The organism is Mixta gaviniae (assembly GCF_002953195.1).
GTDB lineage: Bacteria > Pseudomonadota > Gammaproteobacteria > Enterobacterales > Enterobacteriaceae > Mixta > Mixta gaviniae.
Genome location: NZ_CP026377.1, coordinates 4,377,185 through 4,399,852, shown reverse-complemented (window position 1 = coordinate 4,399,852; position 22,668 = coordinate 4,377,185). Strand labels below are relative to the sequence as shown.

The window sequence follows — 22,668 nt, the reverse complement described above, 5'->3', positions numbered from 1 at the left end:
CCCTTTTTATTGCCATCATGAGGCACGTTCATATTGGATGAAATTTTATCAGCCTGCTGATGCCATCTTTTTGTTGACGCTTTAACCAGAATCGTTCATTTTGAACATCTGGACGTCTAAATGTATAGATGTTCGCTGGTGACGAAAACAACAATTTAAGAAGGTAGAGCGGATATGAGTTTCTTTCACGCCAACCAGCGCGAAGCGCTGAACCAAAGCCTGGCAGAGCTGAACGGGCGCATTAACGTTTCCTTTGAGTTTTTTCCGCCGCGCACCAGTGAAATGGAAGAGACACTCTGGAGTTCTATCGATCGCCTCAGCAGCCTGAAGCCGAAATTCGTCTCCGTCACCTATGGTGCCAACTCCGGCGAGCGCGATCGCACCCACTCGATTATCAAAGGCATTAAAGATCGCACCGGGCTGGAAGCTGCGCCGCATTTGACCTGCGTCGACGCCTCGCGTGATGAGCTGCGCACTATCGCGCAGGATTACTGGAATAACGGCATTCGCCATATCGTCGCGCTGCGCGGCGATCTGCCGGCCGGCGGCGGCAAGCCCGATATGTACGCCACCGATCTGGTTGCGCTGCTGAAAGAGGTCGGCGATTTCGATATCTCCGTCGCCGCCTATCCGGAAGTGCATCCTGAGGCAAAAAGCGCGCAGGCCGATCTGATCAACCTGAAGCGTAAAATCGATGCCGGCGCGAACCGCGCCATCACCCAGTTCTTTTTTGACGTAGAAAGCTACCTGCGCTTTCGCGATCGCTGCGTGGCGACCGGCATCGATGTGGAAATCGTGCCGGGCATTCTGCCCGTCTCCAACTTTAAGCAGCTACAGCGCTTTGCGGCCATGACCAACGTGCGCGTTCCCGGCTGGATGAACAGCATGTTCGCCGGGCTGGATGAGGATCCGGAAACACGCAAAATGGTCGGCGCCAACGTGGCGATGGATATGGTGAAAATCCTCAGCCGCGAAGGGGTGAAAGATTTCCACTTCTATACGCTGAACCGTGCTGAGATGAGCTATGCCATTTGCCATACGCTGGGCGTGCGTCCGGCTACGGCGCTGGTGGCCTGATATCAACGCCGCGCTTTTCGGGGCGTGGCAGATTGGTTATTATCGCGCCTTCCACAACAGGGAAGGTTTCTCGTGTTTTTCCAGAATTTTATCGATGGCGTAAGGCGGCTGGGCGTTAAGGGCTGCCTGCTGACGGTTGCGCTGCTCCTGCTACCCTTTATTGTCATGAGCTACTGGAGCAATCTCTCGCGTCAGGTCTACCTGACCGATCCGGGCTCGCCTTTTCGCGTCGCCGCTATTTGCGGCCTGACGGGCGCGCTGCCGATCGCGTGCGCAGGCTGGCTATTCCGCCGCTCGCGGTTCACCGGGCAAAAGCTGCTTAAACTCTTTGGCACCAGTGCCTTTATGATCGCCATCTTCTCTCTGCAGATCCCCAGCGCCCTGGTGCGCTACCTTCCGCATCAACGTCTGCAATACCGTACCGAATTTACCGTCTCCTTTCCGGGGCCGTCGCACGGCAAATCGTCCCGCTGTGAAATGGGCCTATGGATAAAGGATCAACACCTGCAGCGCTGGATTGAGTTTTGCAGCAGCAAAGCGTGGATGGATGCACACCATCAGCGCGGAATGGATCGTATTGAAGTGGTTGAAGAGGTGAATCAGTACGGCGTCAGGGTGCTGGATTACTGGTTTAGCTGGTCGCCCATCAATGAGACGGTGCGGTAAAAAAGTTCATGCCCCGCAGGGCATGAACCGTTCGACGGCGATTAACCGGTATTACGCATTCCTGCCGCCACGCCAGCTATCGTCACCATCAGCGCCTGTTCAACACGCGGATCCGCCTCTTCGCCGCGCGCCTCCTGCGCACGGGAGCGGTGCAGAAGTTCAGCCTGCAGCACGTTAAGCGGGTCGGTATAGACGTTGCGCAGGGCAATAGATTCCGCAATCCAGGGCTCGTCCGCCATCAGATGCGCATCGTTGGCAATAGTCAGCACCGCTTTAATGTCCGCCTCCAGCCGATCGCGCAACTGTTTGCCCAGCGGCCACAGCGAAACGTCGACCAGACGCTGATCGTAATATTCAGCCAGCCACAGATCCGCTTTGGAAAAAACCATCTCCAGCATGCCAAGGCGGGTCGAGAAGAACGGCCAGTCGCGGCACATCGCCTCCAGCTGATCCCGATGCCCTTCGTCCATCGCCTGCTGCAGCGCCGCGCCGGCGCCCAGCCAGGCGGGCAGCATCAGACGGTTTTGCGTCCAGGCGAAAATCCATGGGATGGCGCGCAGCGATTCAACGCCGCCGCTGGGACGACGCTTGGCGGGACGTGAGCCAAGCGGCAGTTTGCCCAGCTCCTGTTCCGGCGTCGCTGAACGGAAATAGGGGACAAAATCAGGATTTTCGCGCACGTAGCCGCGATAAATCGCACAGGAAACGTCAGACAGCTGATCCATAATGCTGCGCCATTCGCTTTTCGGCTCCGGCGGCGGCAGCAGGTTGGCTTCCAGGATAGCGCTGGTATAGAGCGACAGGCTGGCAATCGCTACCTCAGGCAGACCATATTTAAAGCGGATCATCTCGCCCTGCTCGGTAACGCGCAGGCCGCCCTTCAGGCTGCCCGGCGGCTGTGAAAGCAGGGCCGCCTGCGCCGGCGCGCCGCCACGGCCGATGGTGCCGCCGCGGCCGTGGAACAGCGTCAGTGCGATGCCCGCTTTCTCACAGGTTTTGATTAGCGCGTCCTGTGCCTGATACTGCGCCCAGGACGCCGCCATCACGCCGGCATCTTTGGCCGAGTCGGAATAGCCGATCATGACCATCTGCTTGCCCTGAATAAAGCCGCGATACCAGTCGATGCTGAGCAGCTGCGACATCACATCATTGGCGTTATTCAGGTCATCCAGGGTTTCAAACAGCGGCGCGACCGGCAGCGCGAAAGGAATGCCCGCTTCTTTGAGCAGCAGATGAACCGCCAGTACGTCAGACGGCGTTTTCGCCATCGAGATCACATAGGCGGCGATCGAGCCGCGCGGCGCTTCCGCCGCCACACGGCAGGTGTCCAGCACCTCACGCGTTTCGTCGCTCGGCTCCCACTGACGCGGCAGCAGCGGCCGCTTGGAGTTCAGCTCCCGGATCAGGAAGGCCTGTTTGTCCGCTTCGGACCAGCTCTCATAGTCGCCCAGGCCCAGGTAGCGGGTAATTTCGGCAATGGCCTCGGTATGACGGGTGCTTTCCTGACGCAGATCGATACGCACCAGCGGCACGCCGAAGCATTTCACCCGGCGCAGGGTATCGAGCAGCTGGCCGTTGGCGATAATGCCCATGCCGCATGCCTGCAGCGACTGATAGCAGGCGTAAAGCGGATCCCACAGCTGGTCATTGGCGATCAGCAGCCCTTCCGGGCGTGGCAGACGTTCGCCTTTCAGGCGGCGTTCCAGATAAGTCTGCGTGGTCATCAGCTGCGTGCGCAGGCGCTTGAGAATTTCACGGTAAGGCTCCAGCGCCTGCGGATCGCCGCAGAGTTCGCGCAGCTCTTCGGTGCATTCCGCCATCGACAGCTCCGATATCAGCACGCCGATATCACGCAGGAAAAGGTCAGCCGCTTTCCAGCGGCTCAGCTGCAGAACGTGGCGGGTGATGCTGGCGGTGACGTTCGGATTGCCGTCACGGTCACCGCCCATCCAGGAGGTGAACCGCACCGGCACGAAATCGACCGGCAGCGTATAGCCGAAGGTCTCTTCAACCTGCTCGTTTAGCTCGCGCAGAAACCCCGGCACGCCGTCCCACAGGCTGTTTTCCACCACCGCAAAGCCCCATTTGGCTTCGTCGACTGGCGAAGGACGGTACTTACGGATTTCGTCGGTGTGCCAGGCCTGTGCTACCAGCTGACGCAGGCGGCGCATAATCTGATTGCGCTCGTAATCGGAGATATCGTTATGGTCGAGCTGTTTTAAACAGGTGTTCACCTCAACCAGTTTATGAATCAGGGTGCGGCGCGTAATTTCGGTTGGGTGGGCGGTCAGAACCAGTTCCAGCGACAGGGATTCGATAGCGTCGCGAATGTTCGTCTCATTCAGATCGGGCTGCTGCTTCAGCCGCTCAAACGCTTTTTTCATCAGTTCGGGATGGTTGGCGCCTTCCCCGTGCGGCGATATGGTTTGGTACTGTTCGGCGACGTTGGTGAGATTGAGAAACTGGCTAAAGGCGCGCGCCACCGGCAGGAGTTCATCATTAGAAAGGTTCTGCAGCGTGGTAAGCAGTTCCTGACGATGAGCGTCATTTCCCGCGCGGGATGACTTGGAGAGTTTGCGGATGGTTTCCACCCGATCAAGGATGTTTTCTCCCAGCGCATCCTTAATCGTATCCCCGAGCAGTTTGCCGAGCATACTGACATTACTTCGCATTGCGGAATATTGTTCGTTCATATGACCCCTGACACCCTTTTTGTCTTTTAATTTTAACCCTTGCGGGCATAACGCCGCCTTTTATCTAGCCATGTAACTTCCCATTCGTCAATTGCGCAAAACGTGACGCTTAATGACGTTAAGTCGCCGTAATTTAAGAAATTTAACAGCGAAGAAGTGGGATAAGTTATTCTTATTAGCAAAGTTGGAACTTTGCCGGGGCAATTTAACGCTTTTGCAGTGAATTGCCCCAAATGCTGCGTATCAGTAACAAAAATGGTTAACCAGCTGGCCGATCAGCAAGCGCGTCGGCTTAATGAATGCTGTATCGATAAACTCATCCGGCTGATGCGCCTGGTTAATCGATCCTGGGCCCAACACCAGCGTTGGACAGAGCTGCTGAATAAATGGCGCCTCGGTGCAGTAGTTCACCACCTCCGTCGGCGTGCCGAGCAGCTTTTCTACCACCTGCACCAGCTGATGATCGCGCGGACACTCGTAGCCCGGGATCGGCGGATGCAGCTCCGCGACAGTCAGGCGGCCTGGCCAGCGCGCGCTGACCGGCTCCAGCGCCTCATTCAGCAAGGCGTCTAGATCCCCCAGCGTCAGCCCCGGCAGCGGACGAATATCCATATGTAGTTCGCAACAGGCGCAAATACGGTTCGCCGCATCGCCGCCATGGATATGGCCGAAGTTCATCGTGGGATAAGGAATGGCAAAGCCATCATGGTGATAGCGCTCTTTTAGTGTATTGCGCAGCTGCATCAGATGGCCGATCGCCTCGTGCATTAGCTCGATGGCGTTGACGCCGCGCGCGGGATCGCTGGAGTGGCCTGACTGCCCCTGCACACGAATGGCGTTGGACAAATGCCCTTTATGTGCCCGTACCGGCTTCAGCGAGGTCGGCTCGCCGATAATGGCGCAGTCTGGCCGCAGCGTGGCGGATTCGGCGAAATATTTGGCGCCCGCCATGGTGGTTTCTTCATCCGCCGTGGCAAGAATATAGAGCGGCTTCTTCAGCCGGGTGAGGTCAGTATCGCGCAGCGTATCAAGGATAAAGGCGAAAAAGCCTTTCATATCGGCAGTGCCCAGGCCGTAGAGCTTGTTGTCATGCTCGGCGAGGGTAAAGGGATCGCGCGTCCAGCGACCGTCATCAAAGGGAACCGTATCGGTATGTCCCGCCAGCAGCAGGCCGCCTGCGCCTTCGCCGCTTTTAGCCAGCATATTGAATTTATGACGCGTGCCCGGCACCGGCTGCACCTCGACGCTGAAGCCGAGATCGCGGAACCAGCCGGCCAGCAGAGTGATTAAATTCTCATTGCTCTGATCAAGCGCGCTGTCGGTGGCGCTGATAGACGGCGTGGCGATCAGCTGGCGATAGAGTTCGATAAAAGGCGGTAATTTTGTCTTCACTGTTGACGGTCCTTGAGTTAGGATGTATCAATATTCATGCATTAATAGTGAATAAAAATACAATAACGTGCGCGGGATGGGAAATGAATTAACCCGCAGTTTAACGTTAGACTTCATGGGCGCGCGGCGACAGGGCTGCACACCGGATCTGAACGACTGTAATAAGGTAGACGGCCTGATGTTGAATACGCTGATTGTTGGTGCCAGCGGCTACGCTGGGGTTGAACTGGCGACCTTTCTGAATCGCCATCCACATATGAACATAACCGCTTTAGCGGTTTCAGCGCAAAGCCCGGATGCCGGAAAACGCCTTTCCGAGCTGCATCCCCAGCTGAAGGGCACAGTCGATCTGCCGCTGGAGCCGCTGAGCGACGTCGCCGTTTACGCCGGTAAAGTGGACGTGGTGTTTCTTGCCACTGCGCATGAAGTCAGCCATGACCTGGCCCCGCAGTTCCTTGCGGCGGGTTGCGTGGTGTTCGATCTCTCCGGCGCGTTCCGCGTGAACGACCAGGCGTTTTATTCACGCTGCTACGGCTTCAACCACCAACATGCAGAGTGGCTGGAAAAGGCGGTTTACGGCCTGGCGGAATGGCAGCACGACGCCATTAAAGAGGCGCAGCTGATCGCCGTGCCCGGCTGCTATCCCACCGCCGCGCAGCTGGCGCTGAAGCCGCTGATCGAAGCGGGCCTGCTGCATGAGGCGCAGTGGCCGGTCATTAACGCCACCAGCGGCGTCAGCGGCGCCGGACGCAAGGCGACGATGAATAACAGTTTTTGCGAAGTTAGCCTACAGCCGTACGGCATGTTTACCCATCGCCATCGGCCGGAAATCGAGGCGCACCTCGGCGTGCCGGTGGTCTTCACTCCGCATCTCGGCAGTTTCCCGCGCGGCATTCTAGCCACCATTACCTGCCGTTTACAGCCGGGCGTCAGCCGGGAAGATATTACGGAGGCGTTCCATAACGCCTATCAGGATAAGCCGCTGGTGCGCGTCTATGAACAGGGCGTGCCGGCGCTGAAAGCGGTCGTGGGTCTGCCGTTCTGCGATATCGGCTTCGCGCTGGAGGATGAACATCTGATTGTGGTCGCGGCGGAAGATAACCTGTTGAAAGGCGCGGCATCGCAGGCGGTGCAGTGTCTCAATATTCGTTTCGGTTTCCCGGAAACCCAGTCACTTATTTAAGCGGATGAAGATTATGACCACTCCATTGATTATCAAACTGGGCGGCGTGCTGCTGGATAGCGAAGAAGCGCTGGCGCGTCTGTTTAATGCGCTGGTGATCTACCGGGAAGCGCATCAGCGCCCGCTGCTGATCGTTCACGGCGGCGGCTGCCTGGTGGATGAGCTGATGAAAAAGCTGGCGCTGCCGGTGAAGAAGAAAAACGGCCTGCGCGTGACGCCTGCGGATCAGATCGACATTATCACCGGCGCGCTGGCCGGCACGGCGAACAAGACGCTACTGGCCTGGGCGAAGAAACATGCTATTCCGGCGGTCGGCCTCTGCCTGGGCGATGGCGGCATGGCCAATGTGGCGCAGTTTGACGAAGAGTTAGGCCACGTCGGCAATGCGCTGCCGGGTTCGCCAGCACTGCTGAATACGTTGCTGCAAGCGGGCTATATGCCGGTCGTCAGCTCGATCGGCATTACCGAACAGGGCGAGCTAATGAACGTTAATGCCGACCAGGCGGCGACGGCGCTGGCGGCGACGCTGGGCGCGGATCTGATTTTACTCTCCGATGTCAGCGGCATTCTCGACGGCAAAGGCCAGCGGATCGCCGAAATGACGGCGGCGAAAGCGGAACAGCTGATCGCCCAGGGCATCATTACCGACGGCATGATCGTGAAAGTTCATGCGGCACTGGATGCGGCGCGCACGCTGGGCCGCCCGGTTGATATCGCCAGCTGGCGCCATGCTGAGCAGCTTCCTTCTCTGTTTAACGGCGTGTCCATTGGCACCCGGATCCACGCATAACAACACCACATTCAAGGATTAAGAAATGCAAAACCAAGGCATCAAAAAAATCGTTCTGGCTTACTCCGGCGGTCTGGATACCTCGGCCATTATTCCATGGCTGAAAGAGAACTACGGCTGTGAAGTGGTCGCCTTCGTCGCCGATATCGGCCAGGATCGCGAAGATTTGGTCGGCGTAGAGAAGAAAGCGCTGCAGTCCGGCGCGTCAGAGTGCCATATTGCCGACCTGCGCGAAGAGTTTATCCGCGATTACGTTTATCCGGTTCTGCAGACTGGCGCGCTGTATGAAGGCACCTATCTGCTGGGCACCTCCATGGCGCGTCCGATTATCGCTAAAGCCCAGGTTGAGCTGGCGCTGAAGGTCGGCGCTGACGCTCTGTGCCACGGCGCGACCGGTAAAGGCAACGATCAGGTGCGTTTTGAAACCACCTATACCGCGCTGGCGCCGCACCTGAAAGTGGTGGCACCGTGGCGCGAATGGAACCTGCGTTCGCGTGAAGCGCTGCTCGATTACCTGAAAGAGCGCGATATTCCGACCACCGCGTCGCTGGAGAAAATCTACAGCCGCGACGAGAACGCCTGGCATATCTCCACCGAAGGCGGCGTGCTGGAAAGCCCGTGGAACGCGCCGAATAAAGATTGCTGGGTCTGGACCGTCGATCCGCTGGAAGCACCGGATCAGCCGGAGCAGGTTACCGTAACGGTAGAGAAAGGTTGCGTGGTGGCGGTTAACGGCGAAACGCTGAGCCCGTTCCAGTGCCTGGAAAAGCTGAACGTGCTGGGCGCGAAGCACGGCGTAGGCCGTATCGATATCGTGGAAAACCGGCTGGTGGGCATCAAATCGCGCGGCTGCTATGAAACCCCGGGCGGCACCATCATGGTCAATGCGCTGCGTGCGGTAGAGCAGCTGGTACTGGATCGCGACAGCTTTAAATGGCGCGAGCAGCTGGGCCAGGAGATGTCCTACGTGGTTTATGACGGGCGCTGGTTCGCGCCGCTGCGCAAATCGCTGCAGGCTGCCGCTGAATCGCTGGCCGCTGACGTTAATGGTGAAGTGGTGTTGCAGCTTTATAAAGGGCAGGTCACGGCGATTCAGAAAAAATCCGCTAACAGCCTCTATTCCGAAGAGTTCGCGACCTTCGGCGAAGATGAAGTTTACGACCACAGCCATGCGGGCGGCTTTATCCGTCTGTTCTCGCTCTCTTCACGCATCCGCGCGCTGAACGAGAAGAAGTAACGCCACAGGGGCGGCGCGTGGTTCGCCGCCCTGGATCAAGCAGAGAGCCTTGCGCGCAACAGATTTCAGGAGCATTGAAGATGGCACTATGGGGTGGACGGTTTACACAGGCGGCCGATGGACGGTTTAAACAGTTTAACGACTCGCTGCGTTTTGATTATCGCCTGGCGGAGCAGGACATTGTCGGCTCTGTCGCCTGGTCGAAAGCGCTGGTGACCGTAAACGTGCTGACGCAGGAGGAACAGCAGCAGCTGGAAGCCGCGCTGAACGTGCTGCTGGAAGAGGTGCGCGTCAATCCGCAGCAGATTTTGGCAAGCGATGCTGAAGATATTCATAGCTGGGTAGAAGGGCGTCTGATCGATAAAGTCGGCGCGCTGGGCAAAAAACTGCATACCGGACGCAGCCGTAACGATCAGGTCGCCACTGACTTAAAACTGTGGTGCAAAGAGCAGGTGCTGCTGTTGCTGAGCGCGGTGCGCGAGCTGCAGCAGGCGCTGGTAGCGACGGCCGAGGCGAACCAGGACGCGGTGATGCCGGGCTATACGCACCTGCAGCGCGCCCAGCCGGTCACTTTTGCCCACTGGTGTCTGGCCTATGTTGAGATGCTGGCGCGCGACGAGAGCCGCTTAGAAGATACGCTGAAGCGTCTGGACGTTAGCCCGCTGGGCTGCGGCGCGCTGGCCGGCACTGCCTATGAGATCGACCGCGAGCAGCTGGCCGGCTGGCTGGGCTTCGCTTCCGCCACGCGTAATAGCCTGGACAGCGTCTCCGATCGCGATCATGCGCTGGAGCTGCTGTCGGACGCCGCTATCGGCATGGTGCATCTGTCGCGCTTTGCGGAAGACCTGATTTTCTTTAATACCGGCGAAGCGAACTTCGTGGAGCTGTCCGATCGCGTAACCTCCGGCTCATCGTTGATGCCGCAAAAGAAAAACCCGGACGCGCTGGAGCTGATTCGGGGTAAATGCGGTCGGGTGCAGGGCGCGCTGACCGGCATGATGATGACGCTGAAAGGGCTGCCGCTGGCCTACAACAAAGATATGCAGGAAGACAAAGAGGGACTGTTCGACGCGCTCGACACCTGGCTTGACTGTCTGTATATGGCGGTGCTGGTGCTGGATGGCATTCAGCTGAAGCACGCGCGTTGCCAGGAAGCGGCGGAGCAGGGCTATGCCAACGCCACAGAGCTGGCGGATTACTTGGTGGCGAAAGGCATTCCTTTCCGTGAGGCGCACCATATCGTCGGCGAGGCGGTGGTGGCCGCGATCGGTCAGGGCGTGGCGCTGGAAGCCTTAACGCTGGCGCAGCTGCAGCAGTTCAGTCCGGTTATCGAACAGGATGTTTACCCGGTGCTGTCTCTGCAGTCCTGTCTGGATAAACGTAACGCCAAAGGTGGGGTGGCACCGCAGCAGATCGCGGCGGCAATTGCCGAGGCGCGCCATCGTCTGGCAGAGTAATTCCTGCAAGCCAGAGGGGTAAATTTCTACCCCTCTATGGCTGATAATAGTGTTCATGCTTATTTTGTTCGCGCCTGCCTATCTCTCATTTTTCTTCACTCCCACTATTTATCTGTGCCAGAACATTCCGTTTTTCTGCCTTATTTATTAAAGGATGGCGCGAAAAATGGCTATTTTTCTATTTATTATACAAGCCGGCCTGATAATTTTATCTTGCTTTAAACGCGGTCATTTTAAATTTATAGCAGGAGTGAATATGCGAGAATTAACTTTTAATGAACTGTCAGCTGTTTCCGGCGCCAGCGCGGTTAGCGATGCCGTAACCTTTGCTGGTGATGCGTTTAATTTTGTCGCGGATCGTTTGGCCAGTTCTGTGCTGGGCGGCGTTGCGGCTGCGGCCATTGGCGGATCGATCGGTTATCTGCATGGCGCCGATGCGATGGGCGTTTTTGGGCTGGGCATTATTGGTCAGCTGGTGGGTGCCGTAGGCGGTGCGGTCATCGGCGGCGTAGGCGGCGTGGTTGGTGGTCTGCTGGTGCCATTAAGCTACAGCTTCCCGCTGGCTGTGGAAGCAGCCCGGGCCCTGATCGGCGGCCAGCTTTAAGCCTTTTTCGTCTGCTGTTTAATTAAGGATAAGGATATGCGTGAGTTAAATTGCAATGAGGTAGTAAAAGTAAGCGGCGGCTATGGCGATAATGCACTGTTCAATCTCATCGAAGCTGCCGTCTGTTCGGTCGGCGGTGCGGTTCTGGGTAGCTGGACGCTGGCGATTATGGGCGGACGCGGCGCCAGCAGTAGTGATGTAATCGGCATTGGCGGCGGTTTTACGGCCTTAATCGGTATGATCGGCGGCGCGTTGCTGGGCGCAGCGGTCGGCGCTATAGGCGGCCCTTATGTGGGTTATGAAAACGGCAAGGTTATCGCAGCGGAATTATTACTTGATGTCATGCGCGGTAAGCCTGGCAGTTAATGACAGCGAAAGGGTTATTTAAATATTTATTTATTGACCGAGAGAAGGTTATTTCATTAATCCCGCATAGATTGTGATAAATAGTTCTTTTCAGACGCTGCCCTGTAAAAAAGGCGGGCATTCTTGCCCGCCAACCTCTGACTTCAGATATTTCTTTTTATAGGCACATCTGAAAACCGGCATGGGTAACGGAGCCGGTTTCCGGATTTTTTAAGCAACCTGGAAGTATCTTTCCAGATCGTCGCTGCCGCCAATATGACGTCCGCCGATAAATACCTGCGGTACGGTCGCGCGGCCGGTCATGGCGCGCAGGCTAACAGTGGTGGCATCTTGTCCCAGTACGATTTCTTCATACTGAATGCCACGGTCAAGCAGCATCTGTTTTGCTTTGGTGCAGAACGGGCAGCCCGGCTTGGTGAACAGAGAGACGGACTCCTGCACTTTAAATTCCGGTGCCAGGTAACGCAGCATGGTGTCAGCGTCGGAGACTTCAAACGGGTCACCCGGCTTGTTCGGCTCAACAAACATCTTCACTACCACGCCGTCGCGTACCAGCATAGAGTAACGCCATGAGCGTGGACCGAAGCCCAGGTCAGCTTTCTCGACCAGCATCTCCATACCGCGGGTAAAATCACCGTTGCCGTCCGGAATAAAGGTGATGTTGTCCGCATGCTGATCCGCTTTCCAGGCGTTCATCACGAAAGTATCGTTAACGGAAACGCACAGAATGCTGTCGACGCCATGCTGCGCGAAGACACCCGCCAGCTCGTTATAGCGCGGCAGATGGCTGGAGGAGCAGGTCGGGGTGAACGCGCCCGGCAGCGAAAATACGATAACGGTTTTGCCCTTAAACAGCTCGTCAGTTGTAACATCGACCCAGCTGTCGCCCTGACGTGTGTGGAAAGTGACCTGTGGGACGCTTTTACCTTCCTGACTTGCAAACATAAGAATCAATACCTCTTTATTAACGTTGCGTTTGATCTCTTTAACTTCTGATGTGCATTATTCTTATCCAGGCTTGATAGGGCTAATCGTTCATTGCTATTCTATTCATTGCCACGGGCTATCGTGGCTCGGAGGATAAAATGAATATTCGTGATCTTGAATACCTGGTTTCCCTCGCTGAGCATCGCCATTTCCGGCGCGCCGCCGACGCCTGTCATGTCAGCCAGCCCACGCTGAGCGGACAGATCCGCAAACTGGAAGATGAGCTGGGCGTGATGCTGCTGGAGCGCACCAGCCGTAAAGTGCTGTTTACTCAGGCGGGCCTGCTGCTGGTCGATCAGGCGCGGACTGTACTGCGTGAAGTGAAAGTGCTGAAGGAGATGGCCAGTCAGCAGGGCGAGGCGATGTCCGGTCCGCTGCATATCGGCCTGATCCCGACGGTAGGGCCTTACCTGCTGCCGCATATCATTCCGATGTTGCACCAAAGTTTCCCTAAGCTGGAGATGTATCTGCATGAGGCACAAACGCAGCAGCTGCTGAACCAGCTCGACAGTGGCAAACTCGACTGCGCTATTTTGGCGCTGGTAAAAGAGAGCGAAGCCTTTATTGAAGTGCCGCTGTTCGATGAGCCGATGAAGCTGGCGGTCTGGCAGGATCATCCGTTGAAGGATCGCGATCGCGTGCCGATGTCCGATCTGGCGGGCGAGAAATTGCTGATGCTGGAAGATGGCCACTGCCTGCGCGATCAGGCGATGGGCTTCTGTTTCCAGGCAGGCGCCGATGAGGATACCCATTTCCGGGCGACCAGCCTCGAGACGCTGCGCAATATGGTGGCGGCGGGCAGCGGCATTACGCTACTGCCGGCGCTGGCGGTGCCGCAGGATCGCACGCGCGACGGCATCACCTATCTCTCCTGCTATAAGCCGGTACCGCAGCGCACTATCGCGCTGGTCTATCGGCCGGGATCGCCTCTGCGCAGCCGCTATGAGCAGCTGGCCGAGGCAATCCGCAACCACATGCAAGGCCAGATGGCGACCACGTTAAAACAGGCGGTTTAAGCCGTTCAGGGCGGCAACGCGATACGCTTCCGCCATCGTGGGGTAGTTAAAGGTGGTATTCACGAAGTACTCAATCGTGTTGCCACCATTTTTTTGCTCCATGATCGCCTGACCAATGTGAATGATCTCCGCCGCACGTTCGCCGAAGCAGTGAATGCCAAGGATCTCTTTGGTATCGCGGTGGAACAGAATCTTCAGGCTGCCCACGTTCATACCGACGATCTGCGCGCGCGCCAGATGCTTGAACTGCGCCCGACCGACCTCGTAAGGCACTTTCATCGCCGTAAGCTGCTGTTCCGTTTTGCCGACCGAACTGATTTCCGGAATGGTGTAAATCCCGGTGGGGATATCCTCGATCAGATGCGCGGTCGCTTCGCCTTTGATCACTGCCTGCGCGGCGATGCGTCCCTGATCATAGGCGGCGGAGGCAAGGCTCGGATAGCCGATAACGTCGCCGACCGCATAGATATGCGGCTGCGCCGTTTGATACATACTGTTGACTTTCAGCAGTCCGCGACCATCCGCTTCTAGGCCTACGTTTTCCAGCGAGAGCGAATCGGTGTTGCCGGTACGGCCGTTGGCGTAAAGCAGGCAATCCGCCTTCACCTTTTTGCCCGACTTCAGGTGCATGATCACGCCATCGCTTACCCCTTCAATCTTCTCGAACTCTTCGTTATGGCGAATAACCACGCCGCTGTTCCAGAAGTGATAAGAGAGCGCATCCGACATCTCCTGATCAAGAAACGCCAGCAGGCGGTCGCGTGTGTTGATCAAATCCACCTTGACGTTCAGGCCGCGGAAAATCGAGGCGTATTCACAGCCGATAACGCCGGCGCCGTAGATAATTACATGTCCCGGCTCGTGATGAAGATTCAGGATCGAATCGGAATCATAGATGCGCGGATGGGTAAAATCGACGTCCGCCGGATGATAAGGGCGCGAGCCGCAGGCGATAACAAATTTTTCCGCCGTCAGCCGCTCAACCGATCCGTCAGGGTGCGTTAAACCGATGGTATTGGCATCAAGGAAACGGGCGTCGCCCTGAAACAGTTCGCAGTGGTTACGCTCATAAAAGCCCTGGCGCATCCGCGTCTGCTGATTAATCACGTTTTCCGTGTGGTTCAGGATGTCAGCGAAGGAGGAGCGAAGGTGGCGGGTGTGGTCGCTGTATAAAGGGTTTTGGTTAAATTCGATGGTGCGGCTTACTGCGTGGCGTAACGCTTTGGAAGGGATGGTCCCCCAGTGGGTACAGCCGCCGCCTATATTGTGATAGCGCTCAATCACGGCGATACGGGCGCCCTGTTTTACCAGGCCCATTGCGGCGCCTTCACCGCCCGGGCCGGAGCCAATCACAATAACATCGTAATCGTAAGCATGTTGCATACCGGCACTTCCTTTATTTTATATACATTTTAGCAACGAGATTCTAACATCACGGCGCGAACATCCCAATTCCTCGTGTGATTTTAGCCTCAATTTGCTAAAGCGTGAGGGTAACAGCCGTTCACAAACTTTGACGGACTGTACGCTGAAATATTTGTTATAGTGGGCTTTCGGTAGGCTAACAGGCAGAAAAATGGGCGTCAGAGCACAGCAAAAAGAACGTACACGACGTTCGCTTATTGAGGCGGCATTTAGTCAGTTAAGTGCCGAACGCAGTTTTGCCAGCCTGAGTTTGCGGGAAGTCGCCCGTGAAGCCGGTATCGCCCCGACCTCCTTTTACCGTCATTTCCGCGATGTGGATGAGCTGGGACTGACCATGGTGGATGAAAGCGGCCTGATGTTAAGGCAACTGATGCGCCAGGCGCGTCAGCGTATCGCCAAAGGCGGTAGCGTGATCAAAACCTCTGTCTCCACCTTTATGGAATTTATCGAAAGCAACCCTAACGCCTTTCGTCTGTTGCTGCGTGAGCGATCGGGTACCTCCGCCGCCTTCCGCGCCGCCGTGGCGCGCGAAATCCAGCATTTTATCGCCGAGCTGGCCGATTATCTGGAGCTGGAAAATCGCATGCCGCGCAGTTTTACCGAAGCACAGGCGGAAGCGATGGTGATTATCGTCTTTAATGCGGGCGCAGAGGCGCTGGATGTCGATGCGGAGCAGCGACGCAAGCTGGAAGAGCGTCTGGTGCTGCAGCTGCGCATGATCTCCAAAGGGGCTTACTACTGGTATCGCCGTGAGCAGGAGCGGACAGCGGTCACGCTCGATAGTCCCCATTAAATGAAAAAAGGATATGACATGACAGATCAGAACCCGCGCGATAAAGGAACCCTACTGCTGGCATTCATCACCGGCCTCGCGATTAACGGTTCTTTTTCAGTACTTTTCAACGCCTTCGTGCCGTTTTCGATTTTCCCGCTGATTGCGCTGGGCCTGGCGGCCTGGTGTCTGCATCAGCGCTACCTTAACCGCGCCATGCCGGAAGGCATGCCATCGATGGCCGCCGCTTTTTTCCTGCTGGGGATCTTGCTCTATAGCGCCATCGTACGCGCCGACTACCCTGAAATTGGCTCCAACTTTGTGCCTGTGGTGTTGATGGTGGCGCTGATTTTCTGGATCGGCACGCGCCTGCGCCGGAAGCGCTGACCGTAAACTGTCTGTTGTTATCAGGCCTGCAGGGAAGCAGGCCGTGATGTTCTCCGTTTTGCCGCTTGACTCCGCCGCGCGGAACCCGCATTTAACGACGCGTCAGTAGTACGCCGCACTCCATATGATGGGTATACGGGAACTGGTCGAACAGCGCCAGACGCGTAACGTCATGCGTTTGCGCCAGGGTGGCGAGGTTATCGCACAGGGTTTGCGGATTGCAGGAGATATAGAGGATCTGCTGGTAGCCCTGCACCAGTTTAACCGTCTCTTCATCAAGGCCGCTGCGCGGCGGGTCGACAAAAATGGTCTCGCACTGGTAGCTCTGTAAATCGATGCCTTCCAGTCGGTTAAAGGTGCGCACGCCGTTCATCGCCTGAGTAAACTCTTCGGCCGCCATACGAATGATCTGTACGTTATCGATCTGGTTTGCTGCGATATTGTATTGCGCGGCCGCAACCGAAGGTTTGGCGATCTCCGTCGCCAGCACGCGGCGGAAGTTGCGCGCCAGCGCCAGCGAGAAGTTACCGTTGCCGCAGTAAAGCTCCAACAGATCGCCCTGTGCGTTCTTTGTGACATCCAGCGCCCACTCCAGCATCTGAATATTCATCGCCGCGTTAGGCTGAGTAAAACTGTTTTCAATCTGGCGATAGATCATGTCCCGGCCGGCGACCGGCAAGCGCTCATCGACGTAGTCCCGGTCGAGGCAAATCTTCGTTTTGGTGGCGCGACCAATCAGCTGCAGATCGAAACCCTGCGCCCGCAGCGCGTCGCGCAGCGCCTGCGCCGCCTGCTGCCACTCGTCATCAAGCTTGCGATGATAAAGCAGGGAGATAACGATCTGATTGCTCATCGTCGACAGGTAATCGATCTGGAAAAGCTTGCGGCGCAGTACGGTATTGCTGCGGATCGCGGCGATCATCAGCGGCATCATTTGGTTAATCAGATCACTGGCGGCCGGAAATTGATCGACGCGGATGCGCTGGCGCGTCTGCTGATCGAAAATGATGTGGTAGAGATCGTCGCCATCGTGCCAGATGCGGAACTCAGCACGCATGCGATAGTGGCTGACCGGCGAGCGAAACACCTCGGTTTCCGGCGCGGAGAAGGGCGCCATCAGCTGTTGCAGGCGCGTCACTTTTTCCGCGAGCTGGGTTTCATACTGTTCGACGGGCAGTTTTTCGGGCGTCATGGCTTTTCCTGATTCAATGGCAAACTTGCCGGGCGATTGTAGGGATTCAATACGGGATGTCCAGCCCTGTCCGCGCCTGTCGGTTATAGCAACCTGGAAGTCTGGACTTCCGAAAATGGCGATTGTAGACTGCGCGAGCCGGTCTCCCGCCGAGTTAATAGGGAATCCAGTGCAAATCTGGAGCTGACGCGCAGCGGTAAGGAATGTCGTGGCGATAGCGCATAGCAGACACTGTCATCTGACGGGAAGTCATCGCCATATTATCGATTCCAAGCCCGAAGACCTGCCGGCAACACGTCGCACTTTACGGCTATCGCGAGCTATTGGCCGTACGCCTGCGGCATCCCGATCGATCTTTCGGATGCTTTGATAATGATGATAATGAAAAAAACGTCGCTGGCGCTGGCCGTCTCGGCGATTTCTCTCTGGGCGCAGCATGGCGCTGCTGCGAGTAATGAAGACATAGTCGTGACGGCGAACCGCTTTGCCCAACCAGTTTCTTCTGTGTTGGCTCCCACAACTGTTGTTACTCGTGAGGAAATTGAACGCTGGCAGGCTACCAGCTTGACTGATGTCATGCGACGACTGCCCGGGGTTAATACGGTGGTGAATGGTGGTCTCGGGCAATTAAGTTCGCTGTTTATTCGCGGAACAGAGTCTGACCATGTGCTGATTCTTGTTAATGGTATCCGCCTTAACCAAGCTGGCATTAGTGGATCATCCGATCTGAGCCAAATTCCGCTTTCGCTTGTTCAACGAATTGAATATATCCGTGGCGCACGTTCGGCCGTTTATGGTTCAGATGCGATTGGCGGTGTGATTAATATCATTACCGGTCGTGCCCAATCGGGTAGTAGCCTTACCACAAGCGTTGGCTCAAATGGTTATCAGATGTATGACGGCGCAACGCAGCAAAAGCTGGGTGAAGCGACTACATTAACGCTGGCAGGTGATTATACCTATACCAGAGGATTCGATGTAAAGGCGGGTTATCCGACGGCCTACGGTCCGGCTCAGTCCGATCGCGACGGTTTTATGAGCAAGACGTTGTATGGATCTGTTGAGCAGGCGTTTAGCGATAAGCTGAGCGGCTTTATTCGCGGTTATGGTTTTAGTAACCGTAGCGCTTATGACGCCGGCTATATCTATGATGACAGTTATACACATATTCTGGGAATCAGAGATACCCGGCAGCTTTACAGCCGTAACTGGGATACCGGGCTGCGCTTTCAGGATGATAATTATTCGACACAGCTAACCGCCAGCTATAGCCATACCAAAGATTATAATTATGACCCACGGCTGGGCAGGTATAACGCTATTTCTACGCTTGATGATGCGCAACAGTACAACCTGCAATGGGGAAATACGGTTCGTATTGGCCAGGGAACCGTAAGCTCTGGGATTGACTGGCAAAAGCAAACTACGGAGCCGGGCACAAGCGTTTTGGCGAAAGGGTATGAACAACGCAATACCGGCTTTTATCTGACGACTCAGCAGCAGTTAGGCAGCGTGACCCTGGAAGGCGCGGTTCGTGGTGACGACAATAATCAATTTGGCTGGCATAACACCTGGCAGACGGGGGCCGCATGGGAATTCACAGACGGCTACCGTTTGTTTGCTTCTTATGGAACAGCCTATAAAGCACCTAACCTCGGGCAGGTATATTCGCAAAATTACGGAAATGTAAATCTGGATCCGGAAAAAAGTAAGCAGTGGGAAGGTGGTGTCGAAGGGTTAACGGGGCCGGTAAACTGGCGCGTATCGGGCTATCGTAATGATATCGACGATATGATTAACACCGATGCTACTTACCGTTACTACAATATCCAGCAGGTTCGCATCAAAGGTATTGAGGCAACCGCTCAATTCGATACCGGGCCTTTAAGTCATCAGGTGTCTTACGATTATACCGATCCGCGCGACACTCAAACCGACCAGGTTTTATTACGACGTGCAAAACAGATGGTTAAATACCAGCTGGACTGGACATCCTACAGTTTTGACTGGTCACTCACGTATGTTTATACCGGCGCCCGATACGATGTTGATTACAATAGCTATCCGGAGCAGCGGGTAAAGCTGGGGGGCATGAGTTTATGGGATCTGGCAGTTTCGTATCCGGTCACCTCTCATCTGACGGTTCGTGGTAGAATTGCCAACCTGTTCGATAAAGATTACGAGACAGCGTATGGCTACCCAACCGCAGGACGTGAGTACTACCTCAGCGGAACTTACAGCTTCTGAATTGCGGCCCACCGTGCTGGTGTTTGACTCCGGTGTGGGTGGGCTTTCTGTCTATGATGAGATTCGGCAGCTGCTGCCGAATCTTCATTATCTCTACGCCTTTGATAACGTCGCCTTTCCGTATGGCGAGAAGACGGAAGCGTTCATCGTCGAGCGTGTGGTCGCTATCGTTGGCGCGGTAACGCGCCGTTATCCCTTATCTATGGTAGTGATCGCCTGCAATACCGCCAGCACCGTTTCCTTACCTGCGCTGCGCGCGCGCTTTGATTTTCCGGTCGTCGGCGTGGTACCGGCGATTAAGCCGGCCGCCAGGCTGACGCGTAATGGCGTCGTGGGTCTGCTGGCGACGCGAGCGACGGTGCGCCGTTCTTATACTCAGGAGCTGGTGGCGCAGTTCGCCAGCGAGTGTAAAACCGAAATGTTGGGTTCAGGCGAATTAGTGGAGTTAGCTGAAATGAAGCTGCATGGTCATCAGGTTTCGCTTGAGGCGGTACGTCGTATCCTGCAACCCTGGCTGCGAATGGCTGAACCGCCCGATACGGTTGTGCTGGGCTGCACTCACTTCCCGTTATTGGCTGACGAGCTGCAGGCGGTCTTGCCTGAAGGCACCCGTTTGATTGATTCCGGAGCAGCAATCGCGCGTCGTACCGTTTGGCTGCTTGAGCATGAGGCGCCGGATGCCCGCTCTGAAGAGGGGAATGTCGCGTTTTGCATGGAAATGACGCCGGAAGCTGTGCAATTAATGCCCGTTTTACAGCGTTACGGCTTTGAAAAGCTGGAAAAACTGGCAGTTTGACGAAAAAATCGACATCCGATTTATTTTTTGAAATTAGTGCTTGTCAGCCGAAAAGAACTCCCTATAATGCGCCTCCACTGACACGGAACAACGACTTCTTAGTCGGCCATGTCAGGAAGGGAAAAGAAAATAAAATCTTGACTCTTCAGCGGGAAAGCGTAATATACGCAGCCCGCGCCACTGAGAATGTGGCGCCGCTCTTTAACAATTTATCAGACAATCTGTGTGGGCACTCACAGGACGGATATCGCAAAAATAATTGCAGTATCAAGTCTCAAGAGTGAACACGTAATTCATTACGACGTTTTTCTTTGAGCATCAGACTTTTAAATTGAAGAGTTTGATCATGGCTCAGATTGAACGCTGGCGGCAGGCCTAACACATGCAAGTCGAACGGTAACAGGAAGCAGCTTGCTGCTTCGCTGACGAGTGGCGGACGGGTGAGTAATGTCTGGGGATCTGCCCGATGGAGGGGGATAACCACTGGAAACGGTGGCTAATACCGCATAACGTCGCAAGACCAAAGTGGGGGACCTTCGGGCCTCACACCATCGGATGAACCCAGATGGGATTAGCTAGTAGGTGGGGTAACGGCTCACCTAGGCGACGATCCCTAGCTGGTCTGAGAGGATGACCAGCCACACTGGAACTGAGACACGGTCCAGACTCCTACGGGAGGCAGCAGTGGGGAATATTGCACAATGGGCGCAAGCCTGATGCAGCCATGCCGCGTGTATGAAGAAGGCCTTCGGGTTGTAAAGTACTTTCAGCGGGGAGGAAGGGATGGCGTTTAATACGCGCCGTCATTGACGTTACCCGCAGAAGAAGCACCGGCTAACTCCGTGCCAGCAGCCGCGGTAATACGGAGGGTGCAAGCGTTAATCGGAATTACTGGGCGTAAAGCGCACGCAGGCGGTCTGTTAAGTCAGATGTGAAATCCCCGGGCTTAACCTGGGAACTGCATTTGAAACTGGCAGGCTTGAGTCTCGTAGAGGGGGGTAGAATTCCAGGTGTAGCGGTGAAATGCGTAGAGATCTGGAGGAATACCGGTGGCGAAGGCGGCCCCCTGGACGAAGACTGACGCTCAGGTGCGAAAGCGTGGGGAGCAAACAGGATTAGATACCCTGGTAGTCCACGCCGTAAACGATGTCGACTTGGAGGCTGTTCCCTTGAGGAGTGGCTTCCGGAGCTAACGCGTTAAGTCGACCGCCTGGGGAGTACGGCCGCAAGGTTAAAACTCAAATGAATTGACGGGGGCCCGCACAAGCGGTGGAGCATGTGGTTTAATTCGATGCAACGCGAAGAACCTTACCTGGTCTTGACATCCACGGAATTCGGCAGAGATGCCTTAGTGCCTTCGGGAACCGTGAGACAGGTGCTGCATGGCTGTCGTCAGCTCGTGTTGTGAAATGTTGGGTTAAGTCCCGCAACGAGCGCAACCCTTATCCTTTGTTGCCAGCGGCTCGGCCGGGAACTCAAAGGAGACTGCCGGTGATAAACCGGAGGAAGGTGGGGATGACGTCAAGTCATCATGGCCCTTACGACCAGGGCTACACACGTGCTACAATGGCGCATACAAAGAGAAGCGACCTCGCGAGAGCAAGCGGACCTCATAAAGTGCGTCGTAGTCCGGATTGGAGTCTGCAACTCGACTCCATGAAGTCGGAATCGCTAGTAATCGTGGATCAGAATGCCACGGTGAATACGTTCCCGGGCCTTGTACACACCGCCCGTCACACCATGGGAGTGGGTTGCAAAAGAAGTAGGTAGCTTAACCTTCGGGAGGGCGCTTACCACTTTGTGATTCATGACTGGGGTGAAGTCGTAACAAGGTAACCGTAGGGGAACCTGCGGTTGGATCACCTCCTTACCATGCTGATACCTTCCCGTGCAGTGTCCACACAGATTGTCTGATAGAAATTAACGAGCAGTAAAATCCCGGCAGGCTTGTAGCTCAGGTGGTTAGAGCGCACCCCTGATAAGGGTGAGGTCGGTGGTTCAAGTCCACTCAGGCCTACCAAATTCTTCCTCATGCCGCGTTATACGCCCGGTCGTTTACCCGTGTAAACTTCCCGAACGTATGCCTTGCCTGAGAAAGAATTAAAGGTTAACCGGCGATTTTACAGTATATCTGGGGCTATAGCTCAGCTGGGAGAGCGCCTGCTTTGCACGCAGGAGGTCAGCGGTTCGATCCCGCTTAGCTCCACCATCAACATCAGGTTGATGACCACTCCAGAATACATTTACGAATGTATTGTGCAGTATTTGCTCTTTAACAATCCGGAACAAGCTGAAAATTTGAAAGAGCAGCTTCTTTGCATAAAGAACTGTTCAGAGTCTCTCAATTTTTCACACCGACACGGTGTCGCAAGACGCCTGTG

The 22,668-nt window shown here is 55.8% G+C and carries 18 protein-coding genes, 2 tRNA genes, 1 rRNA gene and 1 riboswitch; of the genes, 16 read left to right on the top strand and 5 right to left on the bottom strand.

Going from position 1 to position 22,668, the window contains the following annotated elements:
• The first annotated feature begins 174 nt into the window (after positions 1–174).
• On the top strand, positions 175–1,077 hold the full coding sequence (gene metF / locus C2E15_RS20585) for a methylenetetrahydrofolate reductase (RefSeq protein WP_104958921.1): 903 nt from the start codon (positions 175–177) through the stop codon (positions 1,075–1,077).
• A gap of 72 nt (positions 1,078–1,149) precedes the next feature.
• Positions 1,150–1,743, top strand: a complete 594-nt coding sequence (locus C2E15_RS20580) for a hypothetical protein (RefSeq protein ID WP_104958920.1) — start codon at positions 1,150–1,152, stop codon at positions 1,741–1,743.
• Positions 1,744–1,784: 41 nt separating this feature from the next.
• On the opposite strand, the gene ppc is transcribed toward C2E15_RS20580, so the two are convergent.
• Positions 1,785–4,436, bottom strand: a complete 2,652-nt coding sequence (ppc, locus tag C2E15_RS20575; protein ID WP_104958919.1) for a phosphoenolpyruvate carboxylase — start codon at positions 4,434–4,436, stop codon at positions 1,785–1,787.
• Between the two features lie 243 nt (positions 4,437–4,679).
• On the bottom strand, positions 4,680–5,828 hold the full coding sequence (argE, locus tag C2E15_RS20570; RefSeq protein ID WP_104958918.1) for an acetylornithine deacetylase: 1,149 nt from the start codon (positions 5,826–5,828) through the stop codon (positions 4,680–4,682).
• 178 nt (positions 5,829–6,006) lie between these two features.
• On the opposite strand from argE, the gene argC reads away from it, so the two are divergent.
• The 6 genes from argC to C2E15_RS20540 all read left to right on the top strand — a co-directional run bounded on the left by argC (position 6,007) and on the right by C2E15_RS20540 (position 11,465).
• Complete coding sequence (gene argC, locus C2E15_RS20565; protein ID WP_104959249.1) at positions 6,007–7,011, top strand: N-acetyl-gamma-glutamyl-phosphate reductase; 1,005 nt, start codon at positions 6,007–6,009, stop codon at positions 7,009–7,011.
• A 13-nt stretch (positions 7,012–7,024) separates the two neighbouring features.
• On the top strand, positions 7,025–7,801 hold the full coding sequence (gene argB, locus C2E15_RS20560) for an acetylglutamate kinase (RefSeq protein WP_104959250.1): 777 nt from the start codon (positions 7,025–7,027) through the stop codon (positions 7,799–7,801).
• A 25-nt stretch (positions 7,802–7,826) separates the two neighbouring features.
• Positions 7,827–9,038 (top strand): argininosuccinate synthase, encoded by a 1,212-nt coding sequence (locus C2E15_RS20555; RefSeq protein ID WP_104958917.1) that lies wholly within the window; start codon positions 7,827–7,829, stop codon positions 9,036–9,038.
• Between the two features lie 80 nt (positions 9,039–9,118).
• The gene (gene argH / locus C2E15_RS20550) at positions 9,119–10,495 is read left to right on the top strand and encodes an argininosuccinate lyase (protein WP_104958916.1); all 1,377 of its coding nucleotides are present in this window, start codon (positions 9,119–9,121) and stop codon (positions 10,493–10,495) included.
• A 166-nt stretch (positions 10,496–10,661) separates the two neighbouring features.
• Entirely contained in the window at positions 10,662–11,099 is a 438-nt protein-coding gene (locus tag C2E15_RS20545) for a hypothetical protein (protein ID WP_146108570.1), read from the top strand.
• Positions 11,100–11,135: 36 nt separating this feature from the next.
• Positions 11,136–11,465: a hypothetical protein gene (locus C2E15_RS20540; RefSeq protein WP_104958914.1), complete on the top strand. Its 330-nt coding sequence runs from the start codon at positions 11,136–11,138 to the stop codon at positions 11,463–11,465.
• Positions 11,466–11,675: 210 nt separating this feature from the next.
• On the opposite strand, the gene C2E15_RS20535 is transcribed toward C2E15_RS20540, so the two are convergent.
• Positions 11,676–12,410: a redoxin family protein gene (locus tag C2E15_RS20535; RefSeq protein WP_104958913.1), complete on the bottom strand. Its 735-nt coding sequence runs from the start codon at positions 12,408–12,410 to the stop codon at positions 11,676–11,678.
• 140 nt (positions 12,411–12,550) lie between these two features.
• On the opposite strand from C2E15_RS20535, the gene oxyR reads away from it, so the two are divergent.
• Positions 12,551–13,468 carry a DNA-binding transcriptional regulator OxyR gene (oxyR, locus tag C2E15_RS20530; protein ID WP_104958912.1) on the top strand — a complete coding sequence of 306 codons (918 nt, stop codon included), beginning with the start codon at positions 12,551–12,553 and terminating at the stop codon, positions 13,466–13,468.
• On the opposite strand, the gene sthA is transcribed toward oxyR, so the two are convergent.
• Positions 13,451–14,851, bottom strand: a complete 1,401-nt coding sequence (sthA, locus tag C2E15_RS20525; RefSeq protein WP_104958911.1) for a Si-specific NAD(P)(+) transhydrogenase — start codon at positions 14,849–14,851, stop codon at positions 13,451–13,453. The two genes, oxyR and sthA, sit on opposite strands and share 18 nt — an antisense overlap.
• A 193-nt stretch (positions 14,852–15,044) precedes the next feature.
• On the opposite strand from sthA, the gene fabR reads away from it, so the two are divergent.
• Together fabR and C2E15_RS20515 are read left to right on the top strand one after the other, a co-directional pair.
• Positions 15,045–15,686: an HTH-type transcriptional repressor FabR gene (gene fabR / locus C2E15_RS20520; RefSeq protein WP_104958910.1), complete on the top strand. Its 642-nt coding sequence runs from the start codon at positions 15,045–15,047 to the stop codon at positions 15,684–15,686.
• An 18-nt stretch (positions 15,687–15,704) separates the two neighbouring features.
• Positions 15,705–16,052 carry a YijD family membrane protein gene (locus C2E15_RS20515; protein WP_104959248.1) on the top strand — a complete coding sequence of 116 codons (348 nt, stop codon included), beginning with the start codon at positions 15,705–15,707 and terminating at the stop codon, positions 16,050–16,052.
• A gap of 91 nt (positions 16,053–16,143) precedes the next feature.
• Here C2E15_RS20515 and trmA read toward each other — a convergent pair whose 3' ends face one another.
• Complete coding sequence (trmA, locus tag C2E15_RS20510) at positions 16,144–17,244, bottom strand: tRNA (uridine(54)-C5)-methyltransferase TrmA (protein ID WP_104958909.1); 1,101 nt, start codon at positions 17,242–17,244, stop codon at positions 16,144–16,146.
• A 123-nt stretch (positions 17,245–17,367) separates the two neighbouring features.
• Positions 17,368–17,549, top strand: a riboswitch (cobalamin riboswitch).
• Between the two features lie 67 nt (positions 17,550–17,616).
• On the opposite strand from trmA, the gene btuB reads away from it, so the two are divergent.
• The 5 genes from btuB to C2E15_RS20485 all read left to right on the top strand — a co-directional run bounded on the left by btuB (position 17,617) and on the right by C2E15_RS20485 (position 22,496).
• Positions 17,617–19,491 carry a TonB-dependent vitamin B12 receptor BtuB gene (gene btuB / locus C2E15_RS20505; RefSeq protein WP_146108569.1) on the top strand — a complete coding sequence of 625 codons (1,875 nt, stop codon included), beginning with the start codon at positions 17,617–17,619 and terminating at the stop codon, positions 19,489–19,491.
• On the top strand, positions 19,436–20,287 hold the full coding sequence (gene murI / locus C2E15_RS20500; protein ID WP_104958908.1) for a glutamate racemase: 852 nt from the start codon (positions 19,436–19,438) through the stop codon (positions 20,285–20,287). Before btuB ends, murI begins: the two co-directional genes overlap by 56 nt.
• Positions 20,288–20,615: 328 nt before the next feature.
• Positions 20,616–22,157, top strand: a 16S ribosomal RNA gene (locus C2E15_RS20495).
• A 73-nt stretch (positions 22,158–22,230) separates the two neighbouring features.
• Positions 22,231–22,307, top strand: a tRNA-Ile gene (locus tag C2E15_RS20490).
• Positions 22,308–22,420: 113 nt separating this feature from the next.
• Positions 22,421–22,496 (top strand) — tRNA-Ala (locus C2E15_RS20485).
• The last annotated feature ends 172 nt before the right edge of the window (positions 22,497–22,668 follow it).

Excerpts from the sequence above, each read along its gene's own strand:
- metF (WP_104958921.1), top strand. The coding sequence starts at position 175 with ATGAGTTTCTTTCACGCCAACCAGCGCGAAGCGCTGAACCAAAGCCTG.
- ppc (WP_104958919.1), bottom strand. The coding sequence starts at position 4,436 with ATGAACGAACAATATTCCGCAATGCGAAGTAATGTCAGTATGCTCGGC.
- argC (WP_104959249.1), top strand. The coding sequence starts at position 6,007 with ATGTTGAATACGCTGATTGTTGGTGCCAGCGGCTACGCTGGGGTTGAA.
- argB (WP_104959250.1), top strand. The coding sequence starts at position 7,025 with ATGACCACTCCATTGATTATCAAACTGGGCGGCGTGCTGCTGGATAGC.
- C2E15_RS20555 (WP_104958917.1), top strand. The coding sequence starts at position 7,827 with ATGCAAAACCAAGGCATCAAAAAAATCGTTCTGGCTTACTCCGGCGGT.
- argH (WP_104958916.1), top strand. The coding sequence starts at position 9,119 with ATGGCACTATGGGGTGGACGGTTTACACAGGCGGCCGATGGACGGTTT.
- C2E15_RS20545 (WP_146108570.1), top strand. The coding sequence starts at position 10,662 with ATGGCTATTTTTCTATTTATTATACAAGCCGGCCTGATAATTTTATCT.
- C2E15_RS20540 (WP_104958914.1), top strand. The coding sequence starts at position 11,136 with ATGCGTGAGTTAAATTGCAATGAGGTAGTAAAAGTAAGCGGCGGCTAT.
- C2E15_RS20535 (WP_104958913.1), bottom strand. The coding sequence starts at position 12,410 with ATGTTTGCAAGTCAGGAAGGTAAAAGCGTCCCACAGGTCACTTTCCAC.
- oxyR (WP_104958912.1), top strand. The coding sequence starts at position 12,551 with ATGAATATTCGTGATCTTGAATACCTGGTTTCCCTCGCTGAGCATCGC.
- sthA (WP_104958911.1), bottom strand. The coding sequence starts at position 14,851 with ATGCAACATGCTTACGATTACGATGTTATTGTGATTGGCTCCGGCCCG.
- fabR (WP_104958910.1), top strand. The coding sequence starts at position 15,045 with ATGGGCGTCAGAGCACAGCAAAAAGAACGTACACGACGTTCGCTTATT.
- C2E15_RS20515 (WP_104959248.1), top strand. The coding sequence starts at position 15,705 with ATGACAGATCAGAACCCGCGCGATAAAGGAACCCTACTGCTGGCATTC.
- trmA (WP_104958909.1), bottom strand. The coding sequence starts at position 17,244 with ATGACGCCCGAAAAACTGCCCGTCGAACAGTATGAAACCCAGCTCGCG.
- btuB (WP_146108569.1), top strand. The coding sequence starts at position 17,617 with ATGATGATAATGAAAAAAACGTCGCTGGCGCTGGCCGTCTCGGCGATT.
- murI (WP_104958908.1), top strand. The coding sequence starts at position 19,436 with ATGGCTACCCAACCGCAGGACGTGAGTACTACCTCAGCGGAACTTACA.